General features: G+C 51.2%; 23 protein-coding genes. 10 read left to right on the top strand and 13 right to left on the bottom strand.

The features are described 5' to 3' along the window. Positions 1 to 272 precede the first annotated feature (272 nt). Entirely contained in the window at positions 273 to 1,166 is an 894-nt protein-coding gene (locus F3J45_RS22020) for a DUF4365 domain-containing protein (RefSeq protein ID WP_167067835.1), read from the top strand. A 331-nt stretch (positions 1,167 to 1,497) separates the two neighbouring features. Here F3J45_RS22020 and F3J45_RS22015 read toward each other — a convergent pair whose 3' ends face one another. The 4 genes from F3J45_RS22015 to F3J45_RS22000 all read right to left on the bottom strand — a co-directional run bounded on the left by F3J45_RS22015 (position 1,498) and on the right by F3J45_RS22000 (position 4,608). Further along, positions 1,498 to 2,235, bottom strand: coding sequence for an SDR family NAD(P)-dependent oxidoreductase (locus F3J45_RS22015; RefSeq protein ID WP_167067832.1), 738 nt, complete (start codon positions 2,233 to 2,235; stop codon positions 1,498 to 1,500). 209 nt (positions 2,236 to 2,444) lie between these two features. After that, entirely contained in the window at positions 2,445 to 3,674 is a 1,230-nt protein-coding gene (locus F3J45_RS22010; RefSeq protein ID WP_167067829.1) for an NAD(P)/FAD-dependent oxidoreductase, read from the bottom strand. Positions 3,675 to 3,715: 41 nt separating this feature from the next. After that, the gene (locus F3J45_RS22005) at positions 3,716 to 4,354 is read right to left on the bottom strand and encodes an FMN-binding negative transcriptional regulator (RefSeq protein WP_167067826.1); all 639 of its coding nucleotides are present in this window, start codon (positions 4,352 to 4,354) and stop codon (positions 3,716 to 3,718) included. Positions 4,355 to 4,419: 65 nt separating this feature from the next. Next, on the bottom strand, positions 4,420 to 4,608 hold the full coding sequence (locus F3J45_RS22000) for a rubredoxin (protein WP_370526447.1): 189 nt from the start codon (positions 4,606 to 4,608) through the stop codon (positions 4,420 to 4,422). Positions 4,609 to 4,750: 142 nt separating this feature from the next. Between F3J45_RS22000 and F3J45_RS21995 the strand changes: the two genes are divergently transcribed. Continuing rightward, positions 4,751 to 6,244 (top strand): PLP-dependent aminotransferase family protein, encoded by a 1,494-nt coding sequence (locus F3J45_RS21995; protein ID WP_167067823.1) that lies wholly within the window; start codon positions 4,751 to 4,753, stop codon positions 6,242 to 6,244. A 220-nt stretch (positions 6,245 to 6,464) separates the two neighbouring features. Here F3J45_RS21995 and F3J45_RS21990 read toward each other — a convergent pair whose 3' ends face one another. The 5 genes from F3J45_RS21990 to F3J45_RS21970 all read right to left on the bottom strand — a co-directional run bounded on the left by F3J45_RS21990 (position 6,465) and on the right by F3J45_RS21970 (position 12,666). Further along, positions 6,465 to 7,673, bottom strand: coding sequence for a PLP-dependent aspartate aminotransferase family protein (locus tag F3J45_RS21990; protein ID WP_167067820.1), 1,209 nt, complete (start codon positions 7,671 to 7,673; stop codon positions 6,465 to 6,467). 42 nt (positions 7,674 to 7,715) lie between these two features. After that, positions 7,716 to 9,254 (bottom strand): amino acid permease, encoded by a 1,539-nt coding sequence (locus F3J45_RS21985; RefSeq protein WP_167067817.1) that lies wholly within the window; start codon positions 9,252 to 9,254, stop codon positions 7,716 to 7,718. Between the two features lie 107 nt (positions 9,255 to 9,361). Then, entirely contained in the window at positions 9,362 to 10,777 is a 1,416-nt protein-coding gene (locus F3J45_RS21980) for an aldehyde dehydrogenase family protein (protein ID WP_167067814.1), read from the bottom strand. A gap of 1 nt (position 10,778) precedes the next feature. Further along, complete coding sequence (locus F3J45_RS21975) at positions 10,779 to 11,162, bottom strand: hypothetical protein (RefSeq protein ID WP_167067811.1); 384 nt, start codon at positions 11,160 to 11,162, stop codon at positions 10,779 to 10,781. A 610-nt stretch (positions 11,163 to 11,772) separates the two neighbouring features. Then, positions 11,773 to 12,666 carry a dihydrodipicolinate synthase family protein gene (locus tag F3J45_RS21970; RefSeq protein WP_167067808.1) on the bottom strand — a complete coding sequence of 298 codons (894 nt, stop codon included), beginning with the start codon at positions 12,664 to 12,666 and terminating at the stop codon, positions 11,773 to 11,775. A 157-nt stretch (positions 12,667 to 12,823) separates the two neighbouring features. Between F3J45_RS21970 and ptsJ the strand changes: the two genes are divergently transcribed. Then, positions 12,824 to 14,116: a transcriptional regulator PtsJ gene (ptsJ, locus tag F3J45_RS21965; RefSeq protein ID WP_167067805.1), complete on the top strand. Its 1,293-nt coding sequence runs from the start codon at positions 12,824 to 12,826 to the stop codon at positions 14,114 to 14,116. A 214-nt stretch (positions 14,117 to 14,330) separates the two neighbouring features. Here ptsJ and F3J45_RS21960 read toward each other — a convergent pair whose 3' ends face one another. Beyond that, on the bottom strand, positions 14,331 to 15,542 hold the full coding sequence (locus F3J45_RS21960) for an MFS transporter (protein WP_167067802.1): 1,212 nt from the start codon (positions 15,540 to 15,542) through the stop codon (positions 14,331 to 14,333). 251 nt (positions 15,543 to 15,793) lie between these two features. Between F3J45_RS21960 and F3J45_RS21955 the strand changes: the two genes are divergently transcribed. The 6 genes from F3J45_RS21955 (at position 15,794) to F3J45_RS21930 (ending at position 21,741) form a co-directional block, all read left to right on the top strand. Continuing rightward, positions 15,794 to 16,429 (top strand): LysE family translocator, encoded by a 636-nt coding sequence (locus tag F3J45_RS21955; RefSeq protein WP_167067799.1) that lies wholly within the window; start codon positions 15,794 to 15,796, stop codon positions 16,427 to 16,429. A gap of 457 nt (positions 16,430 to 16,886) precedes the next feature. Then, positions 16,887 to 17,933 carry an ornithine cyclodeaminase gene (locus F3J45_RS21950; RefSeq protein ID WP_167067796.1) on the top strand — a complete coding sequence of 349 codons (1,047 nt, stop codon included), beginning with the start codon at positions 16,887 to 16,889 and terminating at the stop codon, positions 17,931 to 17,933. Positions 17,934 to 18,156: 223 nt separating this feature from the next. Continuing rightward, the gene (locus tag F3J45_RS21945; protein WP_167067793.1) at positions 18,157 to 19,596 is read left to right on the top strand and encodes an amino acid permease; all 1,440 of its coding nucleotides are present in this window, start codon (positions 18,157 to 18,159) and stop codon (positions 19,594 to 19,596) included. 64 nt (positions 19,597 to 19,660) lie between these two features. Continuing rightward, positions 19,661 to 19,897 (top strand): transcriptional regulator, encoded by a 237-nt coding sequence (locus F3J45_RS21940; RefSeq protein WP_167067790.1) that lies wholly within the window; start codon positions 19,661 to 19,663, stop codon positions 19,895 to 19,897. 167 nt (positions 19,898 to 20,064) lie between these two features. After that, on the top strand, positions 20,065 to 20,556 hold the full coding sequence (locus F3J45_RS30580; protein WP_167067787.1) for an Lrp/AsnC family transcriptional regulator: 492 nt from the start codon (positions 20,065 to 20,067) through the stop codon (positions 20,554 to 20,556). 288 nt (positions 20,557 to 20,844) lie between these two features. Further along, positions 20,845 to 21,741 (top strand): LysR family transcriptional regulator ArgP, encoded by an 897-nt coding sequence (locus F3J45_RS21930; protein WP_167067784.1) that lies wholly within the window; start codon positions 20,845 to 20,847, stop codon positions 21,739 to 21,741. Between the two features lie 60 nt (positions 21,742 to 21,801). Here F3J45_RS21930 and dapA read toward each other — a convergent pair whose 3' ends face one another. From dapA to F3J45_RS21915, 3 genes are all read right to left on the bottom strand, one after another. Beyond that, positions 21,802 to 22,668 carry a 4-hydroxy-tetrahydrodipicolinate synthase gene (gene dapA, locus F3J45_RS21925; RefSeq protein WP_167067781.1) on the bottom strand — a complete coding sequence of 289 codons (867 nt, stop codon included), beginning with the start codon at positions 22,666 to 22,668 and terminating at the stop codon, positions 21,802 to 21,804. Positions 22,669 to 22,946: 278 nt separating this feature from the next. Continuing rightward, entirely contained in the window at positions 22,947 to 23,864 is a 918-nt protein-coding gene (locus F3J45_RS21920; protein WP_370526445.1) for a DMT family transporter, read from the bottom strand. Positions 23,865 to 23,902: 38 nt separating this feature from the next. Further along, on the bottom strand, positions 23,903 to 24,532 hold the full coding sequence (locus F3J45_RS21915; protein WP_167067775.1) for a glutathione S-transferase family protein: 630 nt from the start codon (positions 24,530 to 24,532) through the stop codon (positions 23,903 to 23,905). Positions 24,533 to 24,793: 261 nt separating this feature from the next. On the opposite strand from F3J45_RS21915, the gene F3J45_RS21910 reads away from it, so the two are divergent. Beyond that, positions 24,794 to 26,260 (top strand): L-lactate permease, encoded by a 1,467-nt coding sequence (locus F3J45_RS21910; RefSeq protein ID WP_167067772.1) that lies wholly within the window; start codon positions 24,794 to 24,796, stop codon positions 26,258 to 26,260. Positions 26,261 to 26,573: the final 313 nt, after the last annotated feature.

Raw genomic sequence — 26,573 nt, 5'->3', positions numbered from 1 at the left:
CACGACTGACGGCTTACGACGCTTTGTAGACGGTCACGGCATGCAGATGTTGACCAATAGCGGCCCGTAGACATGACACCCGTAGCCCCGTAAAGTGCTCTGTCATTGTAAAGCGCCGCATTTATTAACGAACAGTTAAGCCGCCCAACGAAATGAACATAAACAAGGGGTGTTATAAGGTTCAAATAGCAAAAAACATCCCCCACCGCGCACACTATTCAATAGCTCGTGGGAGCTATACACCTAACAATTTGCTCAAGGCATTAGGTCTAATGAATGTAGAAGATCTTCCACAATATGGCAATGATGACTACTTGGGCGACAAGGGCGTCCGGATGGTCGACCAGATCATTTCTGATGAACTTAAATGGATCTTTAGAGATCAACGAAAAGCAGACCTCGGCATCGACGCACAGATAGAGTTGGTCAGTCCTGCAAAGAGAGGCACTGGTAGGCTGATTGCAGCGCAGATCAAGTGCGGCGCGAGCTTCCTGAAAGAGAAAACTAAATCTGGTTTCGTCTTTCGCGGAAAGTCGAAGCACCTGAAGTATTGGATTGAACACTCGCTTCCGGTGATGGTGATCTTGTGTGATCCGGTCGGCAACAAGTGTTATTGGCAAGAGGTGAGCTCCGCAAACACGGAGCTTCTGGAGGCGGGATGGAAGCTCATTGTTCCTTTCAATCATGTTCTAGGTGCAAGCAGCGAGAATGCGCTTACATTGCTAGCTGGTAGACCACAGCACGCGGACATCGTTGAGGCTCTTTTGTATGGTTTTCTTCATGAGAAGTACACAAGAAAAATAGAAATATGTACAATTTTCGAGCTACCCCGGGACTATCACGCTTATACCTTTCTTGCTAAAATTTCAGGCGAGATGGTGATGATTGATGTGCACCATGATCAATATGGCCAATTGCGTGTCGAGGATCTGACGGAGATTGTGCGATGGAAGAATTACAATTCACAGCAGTGCGGAGCAACGAAGCTGCATATTTATGTATCAAGTGAATCGAGAGGCGCTCTACGCTTTTCGAAAGATGTACAACAATACGTAGCATCACAACCAGGCGTGGAGATCTTTCCGCTACTTTATAGTAGATCACCGATGCTCTGGCTGGAGGAGCTTGACAGCGATGGACATGAAATCCAGTTTTGGCCGGACTGACCAAAACTCTATCATCCAGGTAAGGAAAAACGAGCTAGCCGCCATTGAGTTCTAATCTGACGAGTTTACTTTGTTTAAGGACGAGGCTGTCTTTCCTTTTTTGGCTAGGCCATTCGTCTGCACTCTTGGACGCCCCCCGCGGGGCCAGCTCTCGCGAACCGTCCCATCGCATAGGTTAAGCCCCTTTCGGGCTTCCATTCTCACACTCAAGGCCCCTCCTTGGCCACGGCGCTCTGCTTAGGCGAAAGTATCAGCAGATGCCTTTCAGCATGGTATCGACACCCGCAATACCTAGCCTGCCGGCATATGACGACTTTACTTGGCGCTTTGGCTAGAAGGTTTCGGAGGCTGGTCGCAAGTCCAATTCGTGCGTCCACGCAGAGCAAGGTTGTTGATGCAGTTGCAGGTAGGCCTCAGCCAGTGCATCGATGTCCAAAAGCTCGTCTGCATTTTTCGAAGACATATCAGTCAGTCCACTCTCCCGTACCTTGGCACCATCAATGACGCCATCAATGACGACATGAGCCACATGAATACCTTCCGGGCCGTATTCACGTGCCAGGCTCTGGGCAAGCATGCGCAACCCTGCCTTTGATGCGGAAAAGTGTGCGAAATTCGGCCTGCCTCGGAGGCTCGCTGACGCGCCAGTGAAGATGAGCGTGCCTCCTCCAGCACTCATACAGTGCACCGCCTGCTTCGCCACAAGAAATCCCGCAAAGCAGCCTCCACGCCAAAATTTTTCAAACTGAGAAGCTGTGACCTCGCTGAATGGAATCTTACTGTTGTTTCCAGCGTTGAAAATCACAACGCTAGGGCTATCAAAGTCACTACCAAGGTTCACAGCGCAGTTGAACAAATCAGCCACGTCTCGCTCGTTTGTGACATCAATAAGGTACGCCCTACCATCCCCTCCCTGCCTTCGAATTGATTCAATGACGCCATCAATTTTGCTCAGCGTTCGGCCTACCACCAGAACGTAAAAGCCTTGGCTAGCAAAACGTCGACAAAGAGCTGCCCCAAGGCCCCGCTCTGCCCCAACACCTACCACAACAGCCACCTGCTTCTTCATATAGCTCTCATCAAATGCCATTCTGCCTGGCGCATGGCTGAGCACAGCCCATACAAAAGACACCCGCTATTCAGTGCGATTAGCGGGTTTCCTATGCCTCACATTTGGGGACATGGACAGTTCGCCAGCCAGGAGCATTGCTCCCAAAAATGCTTGTTCGCACAAATGCGATTATTGAGCTAGCCAAGCGTTTTTTGTTTGCGCCACTCTCAGCCAAGTATGTATTGAATTTCTTCCTTCAGACTCTCGGAACCGAGCGACCCAAGCGACAAGCCTTCTAGAATTCTTTGCTTAAACTTCCTGATAGCTGGGCCAACATCTCGCACGGCACCTAAAGCACCGGCAGCAACCAACTTTCCACTATAGGAGAAGTTTATGAAGTAGCTTGTTTCCTTATCGTGGAAAATGCCGACCAAACCGAGTGGATCCACGATCCCTGTAGCTTGAATCGTCCAACCGTATTGGCTGCTCCAGAACCATGGCAATGGGTCGTACTCAAAGTTGTGACCCAGCATATTTCGAGCTGCGATATCAGCCTGATCTTCGGCATTGCGCCAGTTTTCGAGGCGGAGGCTTTGGCCGTACCGACGGCTTTGGAAGTTACAAACATCTCCGCATGCAAAAACTCGACTGTCGCTAGTAGCCAAATAGGCGTCGGTACTAACCCCATTTGTAACCTTAAGCCCTGCAGACTCTGCGACTTCGGCACAAGGTATTACACCTACCCCGTACACCAATACATTGCAAGGGATTACTTTTCCGCTACTCAGCTTCACAGCATTTACAGAGTCTGCACCTATCACCTGAGAAACGATGGTTTGCAAGAAGATCTCCACCCCACGTGCTGTATGCCGCTTCTGAATGATCTTTGCAAATTCCTCAGGCACCGAGCGGCCCATGACTTGCGAAGTAGCCTCCACAAGCTTTACTTTGCAACCCATATCTGCAGCAACTGCAGCAACCTCAAGCCCAATAACCCCGCCACCGAGAATCACTACATCGGCGCCTGGTTTGAGCGAGTTTGCAATTGACCTAGCCTGATCTGGCGTGCGCAGCCCAAAGACATTCTCCAAATCAATACCTGGTATATCAGGAACGCGTGGTTCGGCACCTGTGGCTAGTAGCAGACGATGGTAATCAATCAAGCTTCCATCATCCAGCTCTACCTGACAGCTTTTAGGATGAAGAGCAGTGACAACGCTACCAAGCATTACAGATACGTTATTGGAGTCGAACCATTGGCTCTCAAAGAAGGTACAATCTTCAGTGGCTTTTTTACCTTGCAGTACGGCTTTTGAGAGTGGGGGGCGATCGTATGGCAAATGCTTTTCCGCACCTACCAATTGGATCCCTCCGAGCCAACCGTGCTTGCGCAAAGCTGCTGCAGCTTTGGCTCCGCTATGGCCGGCGCCCACTATCACTATTGGTTTTTCACTCATAAATATTTCCCTGATGTTGTGATGGAGAACCGGCCTGTGAATTACTCAGCGCGAGCAGCTACGACAGCGAGCATCGCATCGCCGATCAACGTATGACCTTGTTGCTTCATGTTTTCGCCAGCACTGGTCATGTCACGATTGTCTTTGTTCTGGCTGAGCTTATGTTTAGCCGTAACCCGGGTGATTTCAATCGATATACCCACGATATCCATAAGCTCAGCATCAATGACATGTTTGGGAGCATCAGTCATCTTCCACGGTACTGGAGTGCCAGCCTCATGGCGCTTTGTCAGGCGCGCAACCACACCACGGACATATTTTTCATCGTCGTGAATGGTGGCAATTCCATCGGCATGAGCAACCATATAGTTCCAGGTTGGCACTTGCTCATGAGTTTCTTGCTTACTGGGCAGCCACTGAGGTGTCAGATAAGCATCAGCAGCCTTGAACACAACCAGAACTTGGTCACCGTTGGCAATGTCCTGCCAAACCGGATTTTTACGTGCAACATGGCAGTGCAAAACACCAAACTCTCCCTTGGAACGATCAAGTTCGAATGGAAGGTGGTTAGCAGTCATACCGCTTTTGCCATGGGTGAACAGGATACCGAACGCGTGCTGCTCCATCATTTCGTGAATTTTTTCTATATCGGTTACGCGAAACTGGGGTGGTACGTACACGAAAAAACTCCTTAATCAGTGCTTCATCATTAGTGCTTAAGCGAAAGACGATAAATTTGTCTTGCTTAAACTTCGGTCATTTCAAAATCTTGTTTTCCGACACCGCACTCAGTGCATACCCAAGATGTGGGTACATCTTCCCAGCGTGTGCCTGCCGGAATGCCCTCATCGGGGATCCCGTCAGCCTCGTGATAGACGAATCCGCAGACAACGCAAAGCCAGCTCTTAAAAGCCGATACAGCATCGGATGTCAGGGCGCTTTCTGGCTCCATTTGGATGGACATAGATGATCTCCTCAGTGTCGCTCGACAAATTCGCTGACGAGCAGCTGCATTTTCTGTACTATCTGGCCCTATTCTAAGTGCCAGTTTCGAAAATTTTTTGGAGGCCAGAATTATGGCTAGACGATCCGTTGGAGCTGAACTCCCTTTCATCGGCAGCCTGAGTCGCTCGCAGGGACAACTGGGTAGGCAATTAGCCCAAGCCCTGCGCAATGCCGTCAAACGGGGGGATCTGAAACCAGGCGAATTGCTGCCATCTTCAAGGGTTCTCGCAAACTCGCTCAACGTCGCACGGGGCGTCGTGACTGAAGCCTATGAGCAGCTGGTGGCTGAGGGTGTTCTGGAATCCCGGGCCAAAGCTGGTACACGGGTGTCCAGGGCCCTTGGTAATGAAAGCACTCGTGAAGTGACCAGGCCAATGTCTGAGGCAACACAACCAAAAGCCTTGCCAAGGTCAGTCGCTCACTACGAGAAGGTAGCCGATGAGTTCTCACCTCTGCCGCACGTACCTTTCACCATATCTGTGCCTGTCAACCAGACGGTGCCTGAAGACATCTGGAGACGGATCGGTAACAGAGTTCGTGCGCGCGGCCCCGGGGCACCTGCCGGCTATGACCACCAACAGGGGGCAGAAGTACTTAGAGAAGAGATCGCCGATTATGTAAGACGCTCACGCTCTGTTCATTGCAGCGCAAACCAGATTGTAGTGACCAGCGGGATCCAACAGGCACTGTATCTTTGCTGCAAAATACTGCTCGACGTAGGCGATAGTGTTTGGGTTGAAGATCCTGCCTACCGGGGCCTTACCGCGATTCTAGAGCACTCTGTTCCTGGGACAAACATGGTTCCTATCCCTGTTGACGACGAAGGCATGGATGTGAATGTTGGTATCGAGATCGCCAAGAGTGCAAAGGCTGCTTTCGTTACTCCATCTCATCAATATCCGTTGGGCATGCCTCTAAGCATGAGCAGGCGAAATGCACTTCTGGCCTGGGCGAGAGAGGCTAATGCCTGGATTGTTGAGGACGACTATGACAGCGAACTGAGGTATGCGGGACACCCCTTCCCCTCACTTCAGGGCTTAGATCCTAGCCGCGTGATCTATCTGGGCACCTTCAGCAAAATACTGTTCCCATCCTTGAGGCTAGGTTATGCCATCGTACCCAAGGGCCTCGAAAAAGCATTTTGTGGAGCCCGAGCGTTGATGGACAGGCACCCTCCGAGTGCAGATCAGCATGTGCTCGCAGCCTTCATGAAGGAGGGACATCTTGACAGGCATATTCGCAAAATCCGAGGTGTGTATGCCGAACGCCGGCTCCAACTCACAAGCCTCATCAAGAGTGCTATCCCCTCTTCACTCGCATGGCTACAACCTAGTGATCAGGGGATGCATCTGATCCTGTGGATCACTACAGGCATAGACGACAAAATGCTCGCTAAAGCAGCACTCGAACAAGGAGTTGCTGCCAGGGCAGTGTCTACGATGTACGCATCCAAGAGCAATCGATCTGGATTGGTATTGGGACTGGGGGATTTTTCTGACGAACAAATCGCATATGGTGTCAATGTTTTAGCGAAACTTATTCTGGGAGCACACAGCAAAAAATAAGCAAGGTGCTGACGCCAACAAGTTCAGAATTGAAACGTGTCAAAAAAAGCCCCCAATAAATGGGGGCAAGTGAGAGTGTGCAAAGCTGACGCAGCTAAATCCTAAAGTGAATCATTCAAGAGTCCGAAAATTATATAATTCTCACCTCCTACTTTACTTTCCCAGTATAAGGCTCAACATTTGAGGCTTGACAAGAGCCCTCCCAAGGCCTATTGGCCACTTACATATCTTTGAACACCGCATCCAATGCAGCTGATAGATCTTTGATTAGATCTTCAGGATCTTCAAGACCGACAGACAAACGCAGATGCCCAAACTCTTGGAACTCTTTCGGATAATTTTCAGAGCCGCCGCGCCCATCTGCTCCGACGTGAACAATCAGCGACTCATCATGGCCTAGCGAAACAGCAGAGGTGATCACACGGAGATTGCTGACAAAAAGGTTTTGCTTTTCCGGTTCTCCTTTCACCGCGAACGCCATCATCGCCCCGAACCCTTTTCCAGCAAACTGGCGGCGTGCGAGTTCATGCTGAGGGTGGCTAGGCAAGCCAGGATAATAAGTGAAGGCAATTCGATGATCAGAGGCCAGGAAGGCTGCAACCTTTTCTGCCGAGGCTAAATGCTGCCGCAGTCGAAGCGGAAGGGTCACCGAGCCGCGCATAATAAGCCATGCATTGAATGGCGAAATGCTAGCACCTAAGTCAACCAAGGCATCGTGTTTAATTTCGCCGATAAGCTTCGCTGCTCCAATCACCGCCCCCCCCATGGCATCGCCATGACCATTGATGTACTTCGTCAACGAGTGGATCACTAAGTCTGCACCATGTTGTAGCGTGCGGAAGAACGGTGCAGGTGTGAACGTGGCATCAATCGACACCAGCGCACTAGCCGCATGCGCTAACTCTGCAACAGCCGCCACATCAACGACCTTAGTCGTTGGGTTGGCGATCGTCTCAGTATGAAGAAGTTTTGTGTTAGGTCGAATTGCCTTGCGAACGGCGTCTAGGTCGCTCATGTCAACGAACGTGGCTTCAATCCCGTAGCGCTTAGGCAAGAGCTCATCGAATAACCGCCAAACAGCTTCATACGTCACGTCACCCACAACGACATGATCTCCGCTTTGCAGGATGGTAAAGAACACTGCATGCAGCGCAGCTACACCCGTAGCAAAAACTGCCGCAGCTTCCCCTCCCTCGAGCGCCGCCAGTTTCTTTTCTAGGCAGAGTTGGTTGTGCCCACTATTTCGCGTGTAGCAGAGCCCTTCTGGGTTAGACCAATCCATCACCGATGGGTCATCCGGGAGCAGATAGGAGTTAGCCATCACTAGGGGCGTTCGAATGGCGCCAGTTGTAACATCAGCCATATTACCACCGTGTACCGCTTGAGTAGCAACAGCAAGACTAGCAAGATTTTGTTTGTCTGGGCGCATAGCATTGCTCCGAAACTGAGTGGAAATTCAGCGTGTAGCACTTTAATTTTGAAGGTTAGCATCTGCCAATCGAACTTCGCTGCCAACGGAGATCAGCTCTTGATGCTCATTAAACACCAAGGCGCCTTCCTCAATGGAACGAACTCGTCTTCTAACCAAAAACCAGCCTGCGACCAACGCCAGAGCATAAAACGGTGTTGCTGCGATAGTGAAAGTGCCTACAGGATAATTACAAGCAATCAGCGCAAGAACTAATCCAAAGAATCCAAGCGTTGCATAACCGCTGTATGGCGCCAGTGGCATCCTAAAGTCAGGGCGCTTGACAAGTCCGAGCTTAGACAACTTATAAAGCTTCAATTGGCACAGGACAATTCCAGACCAACTACCAATAATCAGGACAGCTGTGAGCGTCATTGCAATCTCGAACGCTTGACCAGGTACGATGGCATTCATACCAACCCCAAGGAGTGAGGCAACGGTGGTAAGCATAATGCCGGCAAATGGAACCCCTTGCTTGTTCATACGGGCAAGGTAGCTTGGAGCAGAGCCTTTGATAGCGAGTGATCGGAGAATACGACCGGTTGAATAGATGCCCGCATTCAGGGAGGAGAGTGCTGCAGTGACTAGAACCATATTCATGATTGCATCAGCCCCCTTGAAGCCTATAGAGCCGAAGAAGGTCACGAATGGGCTGACACCAGCTTGATAGGCTGAGTGAGGCAACAGCATCGCTAAAAGTAATACAGAACCAACATAGAAAATGGCGATCCTGAACATGACTGCTCGGATTGCCTTAGGCATCACTTCCTTGACGTTCTCAGCCTCACCCGCAGCCGTCCCAACGAGCTCAATACTACCGTAAGCAAATATCACACCCTGGATCATGATAATCGCGGGCATCAATCCAAATGGAAACCAACCCCCATTGTCAGAAATCAGCTTGAAGCCGACCTCGTGGCCAGGGAGCGGCGTACCAAAAAGCACCATGTAAATGCCCACGCACAAGAATGTAACGAGAGCAGCCACCTTGACGAAAGCGAACCAAAACTCAAGCTCTCCAAATATCTTCACAGATACTAGATTGAGCGCGGTGATAAACCCTAAGCAGCCCAAAGCAAGAGTCCATTGCGGTATGTCGGCCATGAAGGGGAAATAGGCCTTGAAGAAGCTCAAGTAAAGTGCTGCTGCGGTGAGGTCTGCGATGGCGACCATCACCCAGTCCGTCCAATACATCCAACCTACTGTAAATGCCCACTTCTCGTTATAGAACTCTCGTGCATATGAAACAAAGGAGCCCGTAGAGGGGCGATGCATAACCAGTTCACCCATAGCACGTATGATGAACCATGCAAATATACCGCACACCGCATAAACAAACGCTAGGGATGGCCCCGCCTCGGCCAAGCGCGCCCCAGCCCCCATAAACAAACCACTGCCAATCGCCCCACCAATAGCAATCATCTGAATTTGCCGTGGCTTAAGCGTTTTCTTATACCCTGCATCTTCCGCAGCAAAGGCATGACTATCAATTTTTGCAGCGCGAGTAGCTTCCACCGCGCGCGCAGATCCATTATTGTTCATCTTACACCTTTTTTATATTTATCAAGAATATCTACACGAGTGGCAGACACCCTTTCTTGGGTAATATTAAACTTTCTACCAGACCTTGGTGACTACGCCTTACTTCATCAGAGCGCAGCTCCATTCAAACAAACAACTTTCGGCTGCGTCATATCCTCATATGCAAATCGAACACCCTCACGCCCCATACTTCCATATTTGAAGCCGCCAAACGGCATCGCGTCGAAGCGATAGTCTGAAGAGTCATTAATCATGATCCCGCCTGCTTCAAGCTCGCGCGCAACCCTCAATGCGAGTTGGATATTGTTCGTGAACACACCAGCGTGCAGGGCGTATTCTGGACTGTTCGCCAGGACTAGTGCCTCATCCAAGGACTTGACCGATTGCAGCACCACAACTGGGCTGAACGCCTCGTCTTTCCATAACGAACAACTGGGCCCGACCTCTTCCAGAATGGTTGGCGAATAGATAGCCCCATCACGATGGTTACCGAAGAGAACCACTGCACCACTGGCCATCGCCTCACCAACCTGCGCTTGAGCACGTTTTGCTGCCTGGTCATTGATCATGGGGCCTACATCGGTTTCTTCTCTAAAAGGATCTCCAACAACTAGCGTTTTAGTCAGAGCAACAAACTGCTGCTTGAACTGCTCGTAAACACCTTCTTCGATCAGGATCCGTTGCGTACCAATGCAGTTCTGTCCTGCTGCCCAGTAAGCCCCAGACACACAGGCTTCCACAGCCAGTAGCACATCACAATCAGCAAGTACAATTATCGGTGCATTACCGCCAAGATCCATTGCCAGCTTCTTCAGTCCAGCACTTCGGGAGATTTTCTCGCCAGTGACAAAGCCGCCAGTAAAAGAGATCATTCGCACCGCGCGATGACTAACTAGAGCCTCTCCAAGGGCGGCCCCCCCAGTTGTGATCGTCACCACTTCAGGCGGCAGACCAGCCTTGACCATGCATTTAACCAAGTGGATCGCGGACAACGGCGCCAACTCAGAAGGTTTGAGAACAACCGCATTGCCACCAGCCACTGCAGGCCCAAGCTTATGAGCTACAAGGTTAAGCGGGTCATTGTAGGGAGTGATCGCCACGATAATCCCTAAAGGCTCTCGCGTGAACCATCCCTGACGACTCTCAGAGCCCACATAGGCATCAAACGGAATGACTTCACCAGCATTGCGCTTGGCCTCTTCAGCCGAAAGCTTCAGTGTGTTGATGCAACGTAGTACCTCCTTACGCGATTGCCTGAGCGTCTTGCCTGACTCAGCCACGATCAGCTTTGCGAAAACCTCCTTGTCCCGCTCAACCAGCGCGGCAGTTGTTTCCAGGATCTGAGCCCGCATGTGCCGGGGCAGGTTTCGTGAAATTGTCGCTCCCTGTCTAGCAGTGATGATGAGGTTATCAACGTGGCTTGCTGGCATGTCAGCCACCATGCCAACTACTGAACCATCAAACGGGCAAGTGACGGTAATCGACTCAAATGCAGTGGCAGTATCAACTTTTGGATTGTTCATCTCAGTTGCCCTGCTTGCGTTTAGGGATAGCTACAATGTCGGACAACAGCGCAAATGCAGTCTCAAAACGACCTGCCCCAGCGCCCACAAAGGTAGCCTCCGCAACAATGTCTGCTCCTGAAGAGCAAATTACAGACTCATTGATAGCTTCCGCAGAACCTTGTGGCAGCTGGCCGAACGCACCTTTTGTTTGCTCAAGTGTGGCGAGCTGCGCAGCTTGGAGGCCTTGATTGTGGATCACAGAGCCTAGAAGCGGATCACTGACTCCGACAGTTTCCAGCGTAAAGCCAAGCTCCCGCGCCCATACGTGATTTTTGTCGGCAACCAGTTGTGCCAGGGCCCGGTTGGCTCCCCCGAAACCTATGAAGGCGATTTTGTATTCCACCACGATCAAGACCTCTATTGTTTTACGTTGTGGTCGAGATACTAAATGCGCTTAACGCTCGCCAACACATGCCAAATAGCTCGCTTTTATGGGCGAACTGCTCATAGATACTGGCAACACGCTCAAATGAGCCAGATATTTTCCGAAAATAGAATTAAGTGGCCTAACGTTCAGCACCTTCAAAATTAGCTGCCTGCACATTAGGGATTGACACTCAAGCCAAAGACATCAAGCATCAAACCACAGACCGTAGAATGGATGGGTGAGCAAGGTTGTTTACGCTGCAGATGCATTGGAGCGACCGATCGACAAGCACAAGCGTTGTGCTCTTAAGGCCATAGAACCCTTACAACAACGACACATCGCAATTAATAGCAAGAGATAACATGCACTCTTCAAACTTGCTAATTCTACTTTACAAGCACAAATGCTGGTCTGAAAATAGAACAAATTCTGACCCACCTGATCACCCATGGACTTTTACATAAAAGCCAGGTGGCGGGAATTTTGCCAAAAGAATTCCTCAAGGACTGGAAATCTAATTTCACTTCTTTCTTAATCGATAACGTGTATCGCCCCGCTTAATACGGGGCACCCAAGGTGACTCACGCTATTTCAGCTCAAGTGTTTCAAGCAGATGCTGTAGATCCGCCCGAACCCGGCCCTCTGCACTCTTTAATGGCTGGGGAAGGCAGGGTTCAGAAGCCAGGCAGAGTAACTCTGCAGCAGCGGCCACTACCCGTAGACTTCCCCCGCCTCGAAGGAACAGTTTCCAAAGCGGCGCCAATTGAGCCGAAAGTCGCTCTGCCTCATCAGTATCGCCACGCTGGGCAGCGCGTGTGATTGCCAGTGCTGCTTCAGGAAATAAGCCACCGATCACCGAATACCAAACCTCACATCCAGCATTCAATCCCGTGGCAGCAGAGGCATCCCCAGACACTCCAATAGTCACATGCGCGGGGATGAGGGCACGCAAGCGCTCCACACGCGATTTGGCTTCAGTGGGCGAGGAATGCACTCCAGGAATTTTTATCGAACAGACGTTGGGCAAGTGAGCGATGCGAGCGTGCAATTCATCTGAAAACGCAAAGTGATTAGTTCCAGGGTTGTCATAAACACAAAGCGGAACAGATAAATTTGAGGTGACGACATTATAGAGTTCAAAGACCTCTGTTTCACTCAACACTTGGTATGACAAAGGGGCCAATAGAACAGCGCTTACTCCGGCGTTTTGTGCATCTTCAGCCAGCTCTAATACGTGCTTTGTCCGCAAAGAACCGATGCTTACCATGACAGGTGTGCGTTCTGCGTGCTCAACAGTTAATTTCGCCAGGTGTGCTCTTTCAGATCGTGTTAGATACGCGTAGCTACCTGTCGACCCCAATGCGCCTATAGAGTCAACGCCAGCCTCAACCAAGCGTGAAACTAACCGAACATACGAAGCTTCATCGATTCGATCTTCGTTCATTGGGGTTAAAGGGAAAGCACTCAAGCCAGTGAACATAATCTTTACCTCTCGTTTTCCAATTGTGCGCTTTGATCCGAAAAATCACTCCCAATGGCCCAATTACCCTCACTTTAGGACTTGAGCTGGCTTCAACCTGGCTGAAACGCAGGGTAGAATTGTCCCGAACGTCATCATACATTGGCATAGGACAACAGTGAAGCTATCAGGAACCACCGCATCTGAGATCTATGAATGTGTTCGAGAAGGAGTGCAAACTGGATCACTGCAGCCAGGCGACTCGCTCCCACCTGTCCGAGAGCTTGCAGAGGCGCTTGGTGTCAATCGAAATACAGTAGCTGCCGCTTATCAGCGGCTGGTGAAGGTCGGCATCGCTTTAACCCAAGGCCGGCACGGCACGTCGATTTGTGAGCCATCCCATGCAGGTGAACAGGAAGGACTCAATCTAGACACTGCCCTAATCGACCTCGCTGATGGCAATCCAGATCCTGACCTCCTGCTTGATATCAGCCGATTTACTGTAAGCCCATGGCCTCGACCCTATCTATACGGGGATCAAACGGTACTACCTGAGCTCCAAAAATGGGGACATGAATGGTTCGCACCAGACTGTCCGCCCGAATTTGAGTTAGAACTGACTCATGGAGCAGTAGACGCTATCGAGCGACTGGCGGCAGCCCAGCTGGTGGCAGGCGACAAGGTGGTGGTAGAACAGCCGTGCTTCCTCGGCACAATTAACGCTCTTCGCCTTGCGGGCATGCATGCCGTTGGGGTGCCTATCGATGAAGATGGGATGCTTCCCGATGCACTGGATATGGCCTTGAAAAACGGCGCCCAAGCGCTCCTGATCACTCCAAGAGCCCATAACCCTAGCGGGTGCAGCCTTTCCGTTTCGCGAGCCGAACAAATTCAAAGAATTCTGGAAAAATACCCGAATGTGCTTGTCATAGTTGATGACCATTTCGCGCTCCTAGCTGAAACGCCCTACCACTCCGTTATCCCAGTCTCTTCCGGCAGGTGGGCTCTCATTCGCTCAGTATCAAAGGCACTCGGGCCTGATCTGCGTCTCGGCTTTTTAGCTTGCGATGTTGGTACAGCTCAACGGCTTCGCAGCCGTCTGGCCCCCGGAATGACATGGGTGAGTCATATTCTGCAGGTCATCATGAGCAGGAGCCTGAACGACCCAAGCACATTTGAGATGCTTGAACTCAGTCGAAAACGCTATGCAGAACGCCGCAATCGCTTGAGGAGTTTGCTCAGCCAGAACAATATCCCCTCCTTTCCATCATCAGATGGTTTCAACGTCTGGATCCCTCTGGAAAAAGACATGAGGGATGTGGCTTTTGAACTCGCAAAGCGAGGGTGGCTCGTTCGCCTGGGAAGTGCATTCGCTGTGCAGAGCTCGCCGCTAGCCATTCGGGTGACGGTTTCTAAACTCACTGATGATTTAGCAAGCGCATTCGTCCTAGACCTCAAAGCATCACTCTGAAATGTGTGCTGCTTAGGATATCGGGTAACGTAAAGCAGGGCGAACGCTCGCCCTGCTTCGGTGGGCCTAATTAGGCTCGATGATCTAGCAGCCTACAGATAATCTGAGGCAGCCCAACCTCGATAGCTGACAACCCTCTCCCCACTTCCACTTTTGCCATCACACTCAGGCGAAGCCAAGCTATCTTTCGTGTCTAGGAACGCCTGTGGCCAAGCTATTCGACTGCCCCACAGCTCACACGCTGTTCAACCATCTTTCGCTGCTTCGAGAACGATCTCATCAACGGCAACACGATGCTGACTAAACCCAGCACGGCCATTCCTACACCCACCCACAGCGGCGACCGAAGACCAAAGCCAGCATCGATTGCCTCACCACCAGCCCAGCTGCCAAAGGCCAACCCACCGGTAATGACTGATGTGTGAAGGGTGTTCACCAGCGCATGAGGTTCAGCAGCCTTCATTACTCGGGCAACCATCGCCGGATTGAGGGCAACACCTGTAAACCCGAATGCAATGAAGCAACCGAGATTTAACCAGCGATGATCCCCTGCCAAGGCGAACCCACCAAGCGCCAGTATGAGCAGCAGTAGCCCCCACCCTAGAGTCTGGAATGTGTAGCGATCAGCAAGTCGACCGACAACGGTGTTTCCGATCACATTGCCAATACCGTAAAGGGCCAGGAGAGGGGCTACCGAACCGGGCAGCACGCCCACTTCCTCAATGAGAATCGGGGTGATGTAACTGAAGGCTGCGAACGTGGCACCGATGATGCATCCGCTGGTGAAATATGCTGCCCAAAGGCTTCCGTTCTTGAGGCTTTGAATCTGAAGCCGCAGCGGTGGTTGCCGATTTGTTTGAGCACTAGGTACGCACTTGGCGACCAGGAATGTGCAGAGCAACGAGAGCACCGCTACCACCCACGAGCTGGCCCGCCAGCCGTACATATGCTGAACCACGTTGGTAAGGGGAACGCCAGCGACAGGCGAAAGCATCAATCCTGCAAGCACAATCGAAATCGCGCGCCCCCGAGCATCAATGCTCACAAGGCCGGCACAAATGGTCATGCAGAGACCGATACACGCTGAACTTGCTACGCCCATGACAACCCTAGCACCCAGCAAAACTTCATAGCTTGGAGCTGCGGCAGCCATTGAGGATGCGCCAACGAATAATGCCAATAACCCCACTAGAGCGTGCTTATTGCCGATGCCACCGGAAATTAAAAGCACCGCAAGAGGTGGCCCGCCCAAGGCCATACCCAAGGCATGAAATGCAATCAGGTTTCCCACCTTAGCCAGGCTAACTGAGAACGCATCAGCAAGGGCTGGCATAATACCCGCCACCATGAACTCGCCAGTAATCAGCGCAAAAATAGTGAGCCCGAGGAGGTACACCGTGAAGGGAATTTTTGATCGGTTGGCCATGAAACACTCTTGAATCCGTGAACGCAATTCCTTGGGCCGGCACGGCACTCCCGCCAACCGCAAAGCTGAGATGCTTCAGGAAATGCCCTGCCCATGAGCAGCCTAGCGTGGATCCTCATCCTGCTCGGGCTCGGTGTGAGCTGTTACTGCCCTGACTGCGCATTCCTGAAGATATTTCGAGGTCGTTATATTGACCGCAACGGTCATCGAAATCTATAGTCACGCATCGAACCGCCCCTAGTGAGGCCATCATGTCAGCTGATCTGCACCACCTTCTGCTGGTATTCACGGTCTACATCATCGGTGCCGCCAGCCCAGGGCCAAGCAACATGCGCATTATGGGCGTAGCCATGCAAGATGGGCGGAGGTCTGCGCTCTGTCTTGCCGCCGGCGTGGTTAGTGGATCACTTTTCTGGGGAAGTCTGGCGGCCACCGGGATCTCGGCGGTACTAGCAAAATATGCTCAGGCCTTGGTGATCATGAAGATCTTGGGTGGGGCCTATCTACTGTATCTTGGATTCAAGGCGGCTCGATCTGCTCTGCAAACCGATGAGCAGCTTGCTAATGCAGCTGGCATACCGCAGAAAGCTTCAGAATTGCAGCTGTATCAGCGAGGCCTGCTGATGCACTTGACCAACCCCAAAGCTCTCCTTGGTTGGATAGCAACCATGAGCCTGGGCCTGGGTGCAGAAGCCTCACAATCAACCGTAGCTATCATCCTGGCAGGATGTGCATTCCTGAGTGTTACGATTTTCTGCGGCTACGCGATAGTTTTCTCAACAGCCCCAATGATTCGAGCTTATCAACGGGCTCGTCGTTTTATTGAAGGCTCTTTGGCGATGGTGTTTGGAGCAGCAGGCCTCAAGCTCCTACTTGCCCGCTTCTAAGCCGTCGGCCACCCCTTCAGTTATATAAATAGATTTCTACTCCCGCTCTAGTTAAGCCCTTCCCTTCCGGAAACAGTCCAACCTAGGTTATCTCGTGCTGCCTATTTGACAGGCCAGCCCGCCGGGCATGAGCATTTTTTCTGCTCAATTACCCTTCCGCTCAATGCGTCTCACACACTGATCAACTGGGAAATTACCCGCCTGGATGACACAGCAGATTCTGCTGCCTGGCGGCACCAAACAGCGGATTCCGCTGCATTAAAAGGCCCGTTCAACCAGCATTTCATCGTGCCCCCCCTGAAAATAGGCACGTAAAGAGCAATCACACTCCAGTAGCCCCCGGTGCTGCGGGGCTTTGCTCGCCCTTTTTCACAAAACGCTGTTTCAGAACATAACAGCAAAATCCGTTGCTTGGCCTTCATCCCGTCCGAAGACAGGCAACTGAAAGGAGTAGAAGATGACTCGCTACATTGACGTACCTAACCTGGCTCGCCTGGTAATCACTAAAGGGCTGCCGGTTTGCCTGTCTGAGATGGCTGAGTATATCCAGCAAGACTATCAGCGTTGGCACGATTTTGAAAAATGCGCTCGGGTAGCTAACCACTCACCTGAAGGCGTGATCGAGCTCATGCCAGCGTCCGATGCAAACCTGTATGCCTTTAAGTACGTCAATGGTCATCCTAAAAATACCCATAACGGCATGTTGACTGTTATGGCTTTTGGTGCTCTGGCTGATGTAGACACAGGCGCCCCTCTGCTACTGGCCGAGATGACCCTGACGACTGCAGTTCGTACAGCAGCGACATCTGCACTTGCTGCCAAGTACATGGCTCGCGAAAACAGCCGCTCAATGGCCTTGATCGGCAATGGCTCGCAGAGCGAATTTCAAGCTGTAGCGTTCCACACCATCCTTGGCATTGAAGAGATTCGTTTGTACGATATTGATCGTGAGGCTTCGGAGAAGCTCATAAATAACCTCTCAGGTTATCCAGGTATCAATTTCATTATCGCTGACTCGGTAGCTGATGCAGTTCGTGGTGCTGATATTGTTACCACTGTCACTGCAGACAAGGCCTACGCTACCATTTTGACTCCTGAGATGATCGAGCCAGGCATGCACTTGAATGCTGTTGGCGGTGACTGCCCGGGTAAAACTGAGCTTCATCGCGAGATAGTTGAAAATGCTTACGTAGTTGTTGAGTATGAGCCGCAGAGCCGCATTGAGGGCGAGATTCAACAAATGCCTGCAGACTCGCCAACCGTTGAATTCTGGAAAGTAGCAGAGGGCTCTGCTCCGGGCCGTGAAAATCAAGCGCAAGTCACGTTGTTCGACTCGGTTGGCTTTGCGATTGAGGATTACTCAGCGCTCCGCTATGTCATGGACGTAGCTCGCGATTTGAACATCGGCGAAGAAATCTCCCTAGTTCCAAATCTCAAAAACCCAAAAGATCTGTTCGCGCTATTGCAACCTGAGGTTGGCATCGCGCTCAAAAAGCAAGCTTAAGCAAAACACACCGCCGAGCTCTTGCTCGGCGGTGTCGTTGCAAGCATAAATTTATCCATTCGACTTCACAATGAGCTCCAAACAGAGCATCATTATCGCCTTGAAATTAAAGCACTATTAATTTGTCCAAGGCACAAAAACTTGCGCCTACCCTCGGGCAAATTAGCCCATACAAAAAGCCTTCGGCATGACAATAATTCGCTCAAAAAAAGCAAGGGGCAATATGACACAGCACCAAGCCTCCAAAATACAAACTCAAGGAAACCCCACGCTAGAACGCCGACTGGAAAACCGTCACATCCAGTTGCTCTCAATCGGTGGAGCCATCGGCACTGGCTTGTTCATGGGATCGGGCAAGATCATTGCGCTGTCCGGCACATCCATTCTTCTGGTATACGCGATCCTCGGCTTCTTCGTGTTTCTGGTAATGCGCGCGCTAGGCGAGTTGCTACTTTCCAACTTAGGCTTTAAATCGTTCGCCGACATTGCCACGCACTATCTTGGCCCGCAAACTGGCTTCATTGTGAGCTGGTCGTACTGGTTTGCATGGAGTATTGCCGCCGTAGGCGACATGGTAATGATGGCCAGCTTTGTGCAATACTGGTTTCCCACGATGCCGACGGGGACTATCTGTTGCGGGATCATTGCAACGCTGACAATCATCAACATGATGGCAGTCCGTATCTTCGGGGAAGTAGAATTCTGGTTTGGCCTCATCAAAATTTTGGCTATCTGCCTGCTGATTGTTACGGGTGTGATGATGGTCGCCATGTCGTTCACATCACCAAACGGTACGCCAGCGTCGTTCAGCCATCTACTACAAGATGGTGCTGTATTCCCTCACGGCCTTAGTGGCTTCCTGGCGGGCTTCCAGATTGCCGTTTATTCTTTCACCGGGACGGAAATGATCGGCACTGCCGCAGCCGAAGCCAAAAACCCAGAACGCACGCTTCCACGTGCCATCAACGCCATCCCATGGCGCATTGTGTTGTTCTACGTATTGTCGATCGCGTGCATCATCAGCGTGGTTTCCTGGAAAGAAGTACCAATTTCCAGAAGCCCTTTCGTAGAGCTTTTTGTGTTTGCTGGCCTCCCAGCTGCAGCAGGAATGGTCAACTTCGTCGTGCTGACTGCAGCGATGTCAGCTGCCAACAGTGGCCTGTATTCCTGTGGTCGGATGCTGTTCGGTTTGTCAGCTCAGAAACGGGCGCCGCAATGGATTGGAAAGCTATCCAAACTCGGTACACCTGTACATGCTGTTCTGTTCACATCTACTTGCATGTTGATAGGTCTGGCTCTGCTGTGGGTGGTTCCGGAAGCCATCACTTTGTTCACGCTACTGTCGACCATCACAGCGGTAATTACGCTTTTCACATGGAGCGTAATCATGGCGTCCTACTTGGCATATCGTAAACGAGACAAGGAATTGCACGAGCGCTCTAATTTCAAAATGCCGGGTGGCATCGCAACGGCCTATCTAACGATCGTATTCCTTGTATTTATCGCCTGCATGTTCACCATGGAAGACGATACAAGAACCGGCCTGTGCATAGCTCCATTGTGGTTCGGTATACTGATAGTTACTTATCGGAAATACTACAAACGTGTAGACGAGATGGACAACCCAGAGCAGGAGCACTTGGAAGCTGTAAGCGCGCGTTAAGTTTAGAGATAAGGTAAGCTACGGCGAGGTTTGCGTAGCTTACCGTGCATGAGAAGTAATCGACATGAAAAGCCACACAGCTGGAATCAAGATCGACCCGCACACAAAGAGCAGGATACAAGCAGCAGCACAATCTCTTGACCGCTCTCCCCACTGGTTCATGCGCTATGCTATTTCTCTACTTCTAACGGAGGTCGAAAACGGAGCATCTTTAGCAGATCTTCTTTCTCCAGCAGACCTGGAGCGTGACCGCCAGAAATTCAGCGTTGAATTACGTCTTCAAAAGAACGACGAGATGTAAGATGCTTAGAAGACTCTCTCTGAGCAAGCGAGTAAAATGTCAGGCATGCTGTCAAGGATCGAGGAGCTAGCATACTTTTTCCAACACTTCAATCAGAATAACTCAAACGCCTACCATCATGGGTATACACGCTTCCACGACTCAGTCTTACTCAAAAGTTTTTTCTTATGGATACAAAAAATCAGATCATTCGAGTCACGCCGCTGGATCGCATTGACGAAGCAATAATTGATGTCTTGCGACACAATGGCCGAATAACCTACGAAAAACTTTCCACTCTGGTACACCTCACTTCGCGCCCCTGCTTGGAGCGAGTCCGGAAGTTAGAAAAGCGTGGAATAATTCGTGGTTACGGGGCAGTCATTGACCTTCAATTAGTATCTCCAGGTCTCTCACTGCTTGTTCTCGCGGCCCTTTCAAATCAGAGTGGGCGCTCTGCTCAACAAGCGTTCGAATCAACCATCAAGAAATGCCCTGAGGTTTATGACTGCCAGCTGATCAGCGGACACTACGATTACAGCATCAGAATGCGCTGTCGTGACATGGAGCATTATCGGGTACTTACTGAAACATGGATGAACAACAGCGAGCTTCACATTGACAAGCTTATCGCACATCCAGAGCTATCTGTAATAAAAAGCTCACTCCCGGGCCTTTAAACAAAGAAGACTGCACAGAAGACGTGCAGCCTTTTATCTACTCGGTGATCGCCAAATCAGCGACACCTCAAATTCCTTTTATTATACTGCCCCCATGCAACGGAGCAAACCATAAGCATTTTCCAGAAGCTTTGTACTTTGAGTTTCATAAGATTACCTGTTGCTGGTGTAGAGATTTTGCCTGTAGCTCAGTACCTATTTGGTAGAGCCCAGGCTACTCAATGGCAAAACTTTAGAAAAGCTATAAAATCTAACCTAGGTTAAGTCAAGCTAATTCAGGTGGTCAGCATGAACCTTGTACATCCCCAAATCTCAGCGTTCATTGCAGTCTTGGAGGAGGCAAGCTTTGAAAAAGCCGCCCATCGCCTGTTTGTAACGCCCTCAGCGATATCTCAACGCATCAAGGCCCTTGAAGACAGGCTAGGCCAGGTGCTCATCGTACGCGAGACACCCTGCCGCCCCACTCCTGCAGGCGAGCGGCTTCTCCGCCGAGTACGCCCCATGCAGGTTCTTGAAACCGAGGCCTTGGCTGATTTCCTTCCAGGATCCAGCACCTCAGCATTTGCAAGCTCGATACCCATTGCAGTGAACGATGACTCGCTGTGCACCTGGCTCGTTTCCGCCCTGGCTGCCATCCACCAAGAGCATGGTTATCTCTTTGACATACAACGAGATGACCAAGGCCATACACTGGAGTTCTTGAAAAATGGCGCAGTCATGGGTGTTGTCACCTCAGAAGCTGAAGCCCTACAAGGTTGTCAGGTTCACTTCTTGGGATCCATGCGATATCACGCGATTGCTTCGCCAATATTCATCCGACGCTTCTTTGGTGAGGGTGTTACCGCTGAGAGCCTGGCAATAGCACCAGTCATTGCTTACAACCGCAAAGACATACTTCATTCATCGTTCATACGCTCACTCAGCTCAACCGAAGTCAGCCCTCCAGTGCACTATCTTCCCTCTGTTACTGGCCTTGTGGAGGCGGCTGAACGCGATTTGGGTTGGTGCGTAGTCGCAGAAGGACTGTTTGAAGCATCTTCAAACGCCAAAAAAATCGCAGAGATAGCACCTGGTATGCATGTTGATGAACCAATTTACTGGCAGCATGCTGCAGTGCGCTCAGACACCCTTTTAGCCATCACAAGGGCTATCAAAGCCGCAGCTGCAAGAAGCTTGCATTCGTGAAGCCAACAAGGTGTCAGCAAGGTGGCCTCCTCTATATGTGATGACCACCTGAACCAAATCCTAAATATCGAGGACACTCAGCACCCGAATGAGTCTCTGCCGCGTAGCAGAAGTGCAAGGCTGCATCGGCTCTCGTACCCCCCCATCCAGAATCCCTTCAACCTCCAGGGCCGCCTTCACAACCGCTGGATTTGGCTCAGCGAAAGCCATCTGCATCCAGGGAAGAAGGCGATAGAAAGTCTCTCGACCTCCAGACACATCGCCCTCATCCAATTGTCGCTGCATTTTCACGTAGAGGTCAGCCCGGACATGCGCCGACGCAGAGATAGCGCCTGCCCCGCCCAGACATAGGCTGTTGAACAGCTGCGAGTCTTCGCCAGCCAATACTTGAGCATGGCCATCCTGGATTAGTGCCATGGTGGTTTCACTGTCGCCGCCGCAATCCTTAACTGCCCCAATGCGTGGATGCTGGACGATCCTTCTAAGCGTTTCCCGATCGATCCGAGCGCCAGTCCTGTAAGGGATGTCGTAAACAATAACAGGGACGGACGCTGCATCAGCGATCGCGGTGAAAAAGGACTCAATGCCTGCTTGTGAAGGCCTGATATAGCACGGTGCCGGCACCAGCAAGCCTGCGATTTCGCGCTTCTGAATTTCCATCTGGAATGACAATATCTCTCGCATGTTGTTGCCCGAGAGCCCCATCACGACCTGAGAGGGCTGAACCCAAGTGAGGACAGCATCGAGCACTGATAGCTGCTCAGTTTTTGATAGTGCCGCTGCCTCTCCCGTGGTGCCGCAGACCACAAATCCGGCAACGCCATCCGCGATAAGCTTTTTTACCAAGCGCTCTAAAGCATCAAAATCGATCTCATCTGACCGGAATGGTGTAACCAAGGCAATCCAGATCCCACTAAAACTCGACATAAAAAACTCCCATTACTGACTGAAAATGAGCGTCAGAAGGGCAAGAGTCGAAAGAGGTCTGGTAGGAATACCTAGCGCCATCTGTCTCGTCAGCCCACCTGACGAGACAGCGCGCCTCAGTCAGATGAGCGGCTGTTTCTTGGATTTCTTAGCAACGACAACACGCAACCGTGCTGAAGCCCGAAGGCTAAAAGCAGATACTGCGTGATCGAATAGAGGCATTGAAAATGCTCGTTGCGTAAGTGTTGATCGATAATCACTGGTCACGAACGCAAGCGTCAACTGGCATTTTGCTCGTTTTCTACGTGGCGCTTCCCACTTATTCCCTTAAATCTCAGGAATTTGAGTTGATTGACCGAGCTCAGCTCACTGATCAACATCCCAAAGATGATAAGACCCGCACCAAGCAGATTAATGCTGCTTAACCTGTCCCCTGCCAGGAAATAGCCAAACACACCACCGAAAACCGGTTCAGCTAAAAGTATCAACGCTACCTTCTGGGCTGAAATCACTGTCTGCGCTTTGGTTTGCACTGCGTACGCGAAGGCCGTGCTCAGTAACGCAAGAAGCACCACAACCATCTGACTGTCCACGTCGGCGGGTACAGTGAATTCACCCTCCCCAACGCTCCAGGCTAAGGAAAGCACACCTACCGTGAACAACTGGATAACCGCAAAGGCCAGTGGTGAGCCTGAAAAGCGCCCCTTAGAGAGAACTACGATGTGTGAGGCGAAGAAGACAGCACACACAAGGATCAGCAGATCACCCACGTGGAACTCGAATCCTCTGGCGCTCAAGAGCGCCAATCCTGCTAAGGCAATGACTGCTCCCACCAGCTGGAGGGCGCTAGTCTTTTCACCACTTACGAAATACAGAATCATGGGAGTGAAAACTACAGCAAGCCCGGTTATGAATCCCGCATTTGACGGCGAAGTGAGCTGGATGCCTGTCGTTTGAAATGCAAACGCAACGAACAGCACAAAACCCGCCACTATTCCGAGCAGCCAGTCCTTTCGCCCTATCCTCAGCAGCGACTTAAACGCAAACGGCAGCAGACTCACCCCACCCAGCAGGAACAACCAGCTGTTGAGGCACGATGCTGCCGTGCCTTGGAGATCGTGCTTTGCGACGAAGCTCCAGCCCCAAATTGCGGTGACAACCACCAGAGCGAACGACCAAAACTTAGAGCGGTTCACATCGAACTCCATGCGCCAAGACAATACCAGCTTCCAGCTTATACGCTGGTAGGGCCTGGCATAAGATCATACGGATGCTTCCAACCAGGCATCGCCATGATACGCGCCTTCCAGGCCTGGATATTCGGAAACTCTGAATCACTTATCCCGGTAGCCTCAGGCATGAAGACATAGCCAGCTAACGATAAATCGGCAATGGTTAGTCGCTCGCCGACAAGGAAAGATTTATCGCGAAGGTGATCGTCCACAATCTGATACGCGGCACGCGCTCTGTCGCGCAGGAACTGTACCTCTGGCGTTTCGCCTGCCTTTTGCAGCCCGAATATGAACCGCAAGGTGGCGTAGTAGCTTGTAAATTTGTGGTTATCGAAAAGCATCCATCGCCAGATCTCTTGCTTTTCCTCTTCACTATCAGGGCCAAATTGACCAGTCGCTGAAGCTAGGTAATCCAGGATAAGCGCAGACTGACTGAGCTTTTTATCACGATGCTCCAGCACAGGAACCTCACCCTGTTCGTTGACTGCTGCCCGCCATTCCTTGGTCTTTGTCTCTCCGTTCAGGTAGTCAACGAAAATGGGCTGCCAGTCTCGCTTCGCGAGAGCGAGAAACAAAGCAACCTTGTACGCGTTACCTGACAGGGCAAAGCAGTGCAATCTGAACTCTGACATGTTAATTGGCCTTGTTGATGCAAATTCGGAGGTGCTGGAGCCTGCAACGACAACATTCCCGCGAGCGGAACTGGTCTGTGTTAGGCATCAGACGCATAGAGTGCACCAACATCTAGGCCAATGCAAACATTGACCTATGACAATCAATTATTTTATGTGTAGACTGCTGACCCCTGCTTTTGCCCCTAACCACAAAAGCGTTCTCCACCCGCTGTGGCCCGAGCAGTTGAGCAGTTCATCGTCAGTTTGATGGAAGCACCCATGATCTACCTGTTGTGGTTACTACCGACCTTCGTCGTGGCAATTGCTATTGGAAGCGGACGCTTCAACGCCTCCAGTTCTGCCCTCCTTGGACTGCTGGTAGCCGCTCCCATTGCGGCAGTATCTGGCCCAGAGATCTTTGGCTTATCACAGCTCAGCACAGCTCTGTCTCGGGGACTTTGGATAGGGGCCACCATCGCTCCCTACATCGTTGGCGGCCTGCTCTTCTGGCAAGTAGCTATGCACAATGAACCTGGTGCACCTCAGGTCGTTGCCACAAGCGAATTTTCCGGCGTGCACCTGATGCAACGAAAGACCGCTTTCTTTGCCTGCTTCCTGATTGGCCCTTTTGCAGAGTCAGCCACTGGCTTTGGCGTTGGCATGCTGGGAACTATCGCGCTACTCAGAAGCATGAAGCTCGCCCCTTCACACCTGATGATTTTTGCACTGCTCAGCCAGACACTGATTCCGTGGGGCGCCATGGGAAGCGGGACGATCTTGGCGGCAGCCTATGCACGCATGTCACCTGCTGATCTGAGCTTCTATTCAATTGTGCCCGTCTCGCTGCTCATGCTGTTATGGCTCCCACTTTTCTGGCGCACAGCGGATGCAGCAGGACTGAAAGCATCGACGGCTGAACATATTCAAGAAGCCGCATGGATCGCTGCTGGAATGGCATCCCTAGCGCTCGCAACCAAAGTCCTGGGCCCGGAAACTGGTCTTTTGGCTGCCTTTGGCCCTTTGATTGTCCTACGCTTCCTGAGTGACAAACGACCTACTGCTCAGCAGGCATGCCAGGCGTTGAAAAAAATTGCACCCTATGTCCTGCTCATCTGCGGCCTGGTTGCTACTCGCGTCCTGCCTGAGGTCAAGCAGATCCTGACATCTGCGGGTAGAGTTTCTCCCTACAGCGATCTACCTTCCTGGCCCCCTTTCTACCACGCCGGCACTTGGCTGATCGCTGGAGGAATTATCACAGCATTGGCGAGGGGACAGCTTCACCTTATCGGACGCGAGGCAAAATCCGCTGTGAAGACAGGGAGGCATGCCATATTGACCGTGTTCCTCTTTGCCATGATGGCCGAGATCCTTTCGGTTGCCGGCATTTCACATGCCTTTGCTCAGGGCATGTTCAGCAGCCTAGAGTCCTTCGCCATTCTCATCACCCCGTTCACCTCGGCTGCATTCGGCATCTTGGCCAATAGCGGCAATGCCCCCAATAGCTTGTTTATGCCCTCACAATACGCTTTGGCCTTGCAGGCCGGGCTCAGCGTCCCGGCGGTTGCTGCCCTGCAGCATGCGTCAGGTACGTGCATGAGTATCTTCTCCCCTGTGCGGATGTCTATTGCTGCGGGACTTGCCGAGGGTCGCGGCCAGGAGCGAATTGTATACAAAGCACTTTTTCCTTATGCAGCAGCTGCTTTACTGCTTTTCTTCCTCATTGCAGTTTTTGTCAACAAATACTGATTAGTTCATAAATATCAAAAAGCGCCCTGAGCATATTGCTTACGGCGCTTTTTTTGTGTAATCAAAAATAGAAAAAATGCACATGCAACTGTCGTTTTGCTCGATAAAAAAAGCATTTTGGCCTATTTAGCACTTCGTACCTATTGGCATATCCTCCCTCCCTCGCCTATGAATGGGCACACCGCATAAATAGGTGTATGAAGAAGTTCTAGACGAACAAGTGCCGACCACACCAGGACGACATAAGAGCCCGATGGTCTGCCCTCTAAATTGATTTTAGCTTCCTGTCACTTACCTAGCGACCATCAATTAT

Source organism: Pantoea sp. Ap-967, assembly GCF_011752565.1.
GTDB lineage: Bacteria > Pseudomonadota > Gammaproteobacteria > Pseudomonadales > Pseudomonadaceae > Aquipseudomonas.
The sequence above is the reverse complement of the archived record's forward strand: the minus strand, read 5'-3'. Positions and strand labels throughout refer to the sequence as shown.

What these genes read in the sequence shown, in the direction of transcription:
- F3J45_RS22020 (WP_167067835.1), top strand. Translation starts at nt 273, where the DNA reads ATGAATGTAGAAGATCTTCCACAATATGGCAATGATGACTACTTGGGC.
- F3J45_RS22015 (WP_167067832.1), bottom strand. Translation starts at nt 2,235, where the DNA reads ATGAAGAAGCAGGTGGCTGTTGTGGTAGGTGTTGGGGCAGAGCGGGGC.
- F3J45_RS22010 (WP_167067829.1), bottom strand. Translation starts at nt 3,674, where the DNA reads ATGAGTGAAAAACCAATAGTGATAGTGGGCGCCGGCCATAGCGGAGCC.
- F3J45_RS21995 (WP_167067823.1), top strand. Translation starts at nt 4,751, where the DNA reads ATGGCTAGACGATCCGTTGGAGCTGAACTCCCTTTCATCGGCAGCCTG.
- F3J45_RS21990 (WP_167067820.1), bottom strand. Translation starts at nt 7,673, where the DNA reads ATGCGCCCAGACAAACAAAATCTTGCTAGTCTTGCTGTTGCTACTCAA.
- F3J45_RS21985 (WP_167067817.1), bottom strand. Translation starts at nt 9,254, where the DNA reads ATGAACAATAATGGATCTGCGCGCGCGGTGGAAGCTACTCGCGCTGCA.
- F3J45_RS21980 (WP_167067814.1), bottom strand. Translation starts at nt 10,777, where the DNA reads ATGAACAATCCAAAAGTTGATACTGCCACTGCATTTGAGTCGATTACC.
- F3J45_RS21970 (WP_167067808.1), bottom strand. Translation starts at nt 12,666, where the DNA reads ATGTTCACTGGCTTGAGTGCTTTCCCTTTAACCCCAATGAACGAAGAT.
- F3J45_RS21960 (WP_167067802.1), bottom strand. Translation starts at nt 15,542, where the DNA reads ATGGCCAACCGATCAAAAATTCCCTTCACGGTGTACCTCCTCGGGCTC.
- F3J45_RS21955 (WP_167067799.1), top strand. Translation starts at nt 15,794, where the DNA reads ATGTCAGCTGATCTGCACCACCTTCTGCTGGTATTCACGGTCTACATC.
- F3J45_RS21950 (WP_167067796.1), top strand. Translation starts at nt 16,887, where the DNA reads ATGACTCGCTACATTGACGTACCTAACCTGGCTCGCCTGGTAATCACT.
- F3J45_RS21945 (WP_167067793.1), top strand. Translation starts at nt 18,157, where the DNA reads ATGACACAGCACCAAGCCTCCAAAATACAAACTCAAGGAAACCCCACG.
- F3J45_RS21940 (WP_167067790.1), top strand. Translation starts at nt 19,661, where the DNA reads ATGAAAAGCCACACAGCTGGAATCAAGATCGACCCGCACACAAAGAGC.
- F3J45_RS30580 (WP_167067787.1), top strand. Translation starts at nt 20,065, where the DNA reads ATGGATACAAAAAATCAGATCATTCGAGTCACGCCGCTGGATCGCATT.
- F3J45_RS21930 (WP_167067784.1), top strand. Translation starts at nt 20,845, where the DNA reads ATGAACCTTGTACATCCCCAAATCTCAGCGTTCATTGCAGTCTTGGAG.
- dapA (WP_167067781.1), bottom strand. Translation starts at nt 22,668, where the DNA reads ATGTCGAGTTTTAGTGGGATCTGGATTGCCTTGGTTACACCATTCCGG.
- F3J45_RS21915 (WP_167067775.1), bottom strand. Translation starts at nt 24,532, where the DNA reads ATGTCAGAGTTCAGATTGCACTGCTTTGCCCTGTCAGGTAACGCGTAC.
- F3J45_RS21910 (WP_167067772.1), top strand. Translation starts at nt 24,794, where the DNA reads ATGATCTACCTGTTGTGGTTACTACCGACCTTCGTCGTGGCAATTGCT.